Source organism: Pseudomonas edaphica (assembly GCF_005863185.1).
In the GTDB taxonomy this organism is placed as follows: Bacteria; Pseudomonadota; Gammaproteobacteria; order Pseudomonadales; family Pseudomonadaceae; genus Aquipseudomonas; species Aquipseudomonas edaphica.
In genome coordinates, this window is the sequence record NZ_VBVZ01000556.1 from 1 (window position 1) to 4031 (window position 4031).

General features: G+C 59.6%; 3 protein-coding genes and 1 pseudogene. 2 read left to right on the forward strand and 2 right to left on the reverse strand.

Annotated elements, in window-relative coordinates; genetic code table 11:
* A pseudogene (locus FEM54_RS26360) lies at positions 1–577 on the forward strand (PD-(D/E)XK nuclease family protein); the annotation flags it as partial.
* An 84-nt stretch (positions 578–661) separates the two neighbouring features.
* Here FEM54_RS26360 and FEM54_RS26365 read toward each other — a convergent pair.
* Together FEM54_RS26365 and FEM54_RS26370 are read right to left on the reverse strand one after the other, a co-directional pair.
* Entirely contained in the window at positions 662–1969 is a 1308-nt protein-coding gene (locus tag FEM54_RS26365; RefSeq protein ID WP_138453636.1) for an LLM class flavin-dependent oxidoreductase, read from the reverse strand.
* Positions 1966–2937, reverse strand: coding sequence for an ABC transporter substrate-binding protein (locus FEM54_RS26370; protein ID WP_138453637.1), 972 nt, complete (start codon positions 2935–2937; stop codon positions 1966–1968). The genes FEM54_RS26365 and FEM54_RS26370 overlap by 4 nt, the downstream gene beginning before the upstream one ends.
* A 257-nt stretch (positions 2938–3194) precedes the next feature.
* On the opposite strand from FEM54_RS26370, the gene FEM54_RS26375 reads away from it, so the two are divergent.
* Positions 3195–4031 (forward strand): TolC family protein (locus tag FEM54_RS26375; RefSeq protein WP_171045907.1); only part of this gene is annotated, 837 nt, incomplete at its 3' end.

The following is a 4031-nucleotide window of genomic DNA, read 5'->3' on the forward strand; positions in this document are numbered from 1 at the left end:
CACAACCCAGGAACTCACGCGTTTGTTGCTGCGCAATGACAAAAACATCAAGGCTGCATTCTTGATTTCCCAGCAGTTGCGTGAGGCCAAGCGCGAAATGTGGCGAGGCTTTCTGGCTCACCTGAAACTCAACCTTAGTCACTTAAATGCTGAGTTGTTTTGGGACCAGACGTTGCTGGACGGTTCGCCGCAAGGGTCGTTCAGTATTCGTTTTGATCCCTCACACCTGTTTGGCATCGGCTGGGCGTTTGATCGGGGTAATCACGGCAGGCTCTATTTCGGGATATGCCGCTGGGACGAAGGTGAACATGCTGAGCTGGATGTTCAGCGGCTCGGTAAACACATGGACGCACTGTGTGATGTGTCAGGCGGCACGACGAAATGGTGGCCCTGGTGGACATACGACGCCCGCGCATTCTCTTCGCTCCCCATTGCATCGGACTGGAGCGTTGATCCGGATGCCTGGCTAATGCTCAATGACCGTGAGCCGACAGGTTTTGCCTATCAGGTCATCGAAATGGTCAAGCGTGTGCAACTCGAGTTTGACTGGACACTGCTCAACCCTCGACAGGGTTGAGCCCGTTGCAACCTCGAGTCTGTTATTGCAGGTACGGTGGCCTGCGCTGATAAGTTGCAACAGGCCACGCGCGCCCAAAACCCTCTACGCAACGCCCAACCCCAAACTCTCGCGCAACGTCGTGCCTTCATACGCCGTGCGATAAACCCCGCGCTCTTGCAACAACGGTATGACTTCCCGGGTAAACCGCGTGAACTGCCCCGGATGCCCAATATAAATATTGAACCCATCCACCGCCCGCGCCTGGAGCCAATCGGCCATTTTTTGCGCGACAGTATCCGCCGTCCCTACAAACGCCCCCGGCCGCAGTTGCCGACCAAATTCCACCGCCTGACGCAAGGTAAACCCCTTCTCCCGCGCCTGATCAGCAATGCGCTTGGCATTGGTAAAAAAGCTGCTGCGTGCAGCCTCCAGACTCTCCTGGGGAAACGGCGCATCCAGGTCGTATTGGCTGAAATCATGCCAGCCGAAATTACGCCCAAACTCCTTCAGTGCCAGCTCAAAACTATGGTCAGCCTGATGGTAATACTGCTCGATTTCACGCGCATGCTCGTCGGTATCGCCTACATAGATTTCCGCGCCGGGCATCACCAGTAACTGCTCCGGGTCGCGCCCGTGTTGCAGCGCCCTGCCCTTTATATCCCGGTAAAACGCCCGGCCCTGCTCGATGCTGGCGGCGTGAGTGAAGATCACATCGGCGGTGGCGGCGCCCAGGTGGCGGCCTTGTTCCGAGTCACCGGCCTGGAAGATCACCGGCTGGCCTTGGGGCGAGCGCTGGATATTCAGCGGGCCGACCACTGAAAAGTGCTCGCCCTTGTGGTTCAGGCTGTGCAGTTTGCTGGGGTCGAGAAACTGGCCCGTCGCACGGTCGCGCACGAAGGCGTCATCCTCATAGGAATTCCACAAGCCCTGTACCACCTGGACATGTTCGGCGGCGCGGCCGTAGCGGGTGTCGTAGTCGTAATGCTCGTCACGGCTGTAGTTGCCGGCGGTGCCAGCGTCACCGCTGGTGACCACGTTCCAGCCGGCGCGGCCTTTGCTGATCAGGTCCAGGGAGGCCAAGCGCCGTGCCACGTTGTAGGGCGAGTTGTAGGACGTTGTCAGTGTGCCGACCAAACCGATATGCCGTGTGCTGACGGCCAATGCCGATAACAGGGTCAGCGGCTCCAGGCGATTGAGGTAGTGGGACGGCGAGCCGGGCGTGATGAACTGGCTGTCGACGATGAACATCAAGTCGAACAGTGCGGCCTCCGCCTGGCGGGCAATGTCGATGTACCAGTCGACGTTGACGCTGGCATCGGCCGGTAACTCGGGGTCAAGCCATAGGTTATGGCGGCCGGGGCCGCCGCAGCCCATCGTCAGGGCGCCAAGTTTCAGCTGTCTTTTAGTCATTTGTTCAGTGTTCCTTGAAGCGTTTTGGCCACGGCGGGTTGCAAGGCGGCCGCGAATGAATCGTCGAACAGGCTGGCCGCCGAATAGGACTTGACCAGGCCTTGGCTGGCAAAAAAGTCCACGGTCTTTTGCGCTTCCACCGGTGACTGGGCCGTGACCGGCTCAACCGTGGTGCGCGCGCGGGCAAACCAGGCGCGGGCGATGTCGGCATCGGCGCGGGTACGTTTGGCCCAGGCATCCGCATACGCATCGGCATTGGCCGGGCTTTGGCGTGTCCAGTCGCGGGCCTTCTTCAAGCGCTGCAGAAAGTCGCTGATGGGTGCGCGTTTGCTCTCCAAGGCCTTGGTGTTGGCGGCAATAAAGCTCTGCGCAGGTATCAACCCCTCAGCCGTTGCCAGCACCCGTGCGCCTTGGCGTTCCTGTTGGGTAACGTAGGGTTCCCAGGTGGCGATCACATCAACCGAGCCGCCTTCCAACGCATGGGAAGCATCCAGCGCGCTGAGGTACCGCAGCTCCAGCGAGTCATGTGGCACGCCGGCTTTGTCCAGCGCCGTCATCAGCAGTTGCTGGCTCCAGGAGCCTTTCCAGATGGCCGCGCGCTTGCCGGCAAGGTCGGCAAGGCTGTGGATCGAGGAGTCTTTTCTGACCAGAATCGCCACGCCTTCGAGGTTCTGTCGGCTGATGCCAATCACTTTGATCGGCGCGCCGAGTGCCCCCAGGAACAACACCGGCGCATCCCCCAGCAGGCCGATGTCCAGGCTGTTGGCATTCAGCGCTTCGGCGACGGGCGAGCCGGCGGTGAATTGTTTCCATTCCAGGGTGTAGGGCAGGTCGTTGAGCACCCCCGCTGCTTCCATCACGGCCTGGGCGTTGTAGCTTTGGTCGCCTACCACCAGCGTTTGCGCGTGCGCAGTCAGGCATAGCAAGGCGGCGGTCATCCCGGCCGTCAGTGTTGTCAGGTAACGCACGTTTTTCTCCAGAAGCCTGTTTATAGGGAGGGAGAAGATGAGGGACTGATCATCCAGTGTAAAATACTGATTATGCATATCCTAATTCTACAAGAATGCGGAATATGCATTTTATAGCCATCAGTGCATCGGAAACTCAGGGGGCGACATTGCATAGCGCCCGGCACCACCTACACTGGTTTGAGTCCAGCGTCCCTGATGCACCTGCAGTCATTGCTCAACAAAAAACAGTTAGCCAACTGATTAATAGAGTCAACATGAAAGAGCAGCCTCGGCAGCGTGTATCACACGTTCTCGCTCCGCTTAGCCTCCTGTGCCTGGCCCTCGCCGGCTGCACCGTCGGGCCGGATTTCGCCCGACCCGATGTGGCCGCGAACGCCGACTATTCAAAAGAAAAACTCACCACCACCGCCCACGCCGATATCGACACCGGTGGCGCCGCGCAGCGGCTGATCGCCGGGATGGATATTCCCGGGCAATGGTGGACACTGTTTCGTTCGCCCGCCTTGAACGCATTGGTCGAAGAAGCCTTGAAGGCCAACCCGGATGTGAGCGCCGCGCAAGCCGCGTTGCGCCAGGCCAACGAGCTGATCTATGCCGATCAAGCTTCGTTGTTCCCGTCGGTGAGCGGCAATGTGCAGAAGGCCCGTGAGAAAGTCTCGGGGGTCACCTCCGGCGTGCCGCAATCGCCAATACTGACCGTCAGTTCAGCGTCGCTGAGCGTCTCCTATGCCCCGGATGTGTTTGGCGGTACGCGCCGGCAAATCGAGTCGACCACGGCGCAGGCCGAATACCAGCGCTTCCAGCTGGAGGCGACTTACCTGACCCTGACCGCCAATGTGGTCAATACCGCCATCAGCCTCGCGTCTGTACGCGATCAAATCGCGTCTACCGAGGAAATCATCCGCCTGCAGGGCGGCCAACTTGATCTGCTGCAAGCTCAGCGGCGTTTGGGGGCGATTGGCGATACCGACGTGCTGACCCAGCAAACGGCACTGGCACAAACCCGTGCGACCTTGCCGCCGTTGCAAAAACAATTGGCGCAAACACGCAATCAGTTGATGGCCTACCTGGGGCGCTTTCCCAATCAGGAC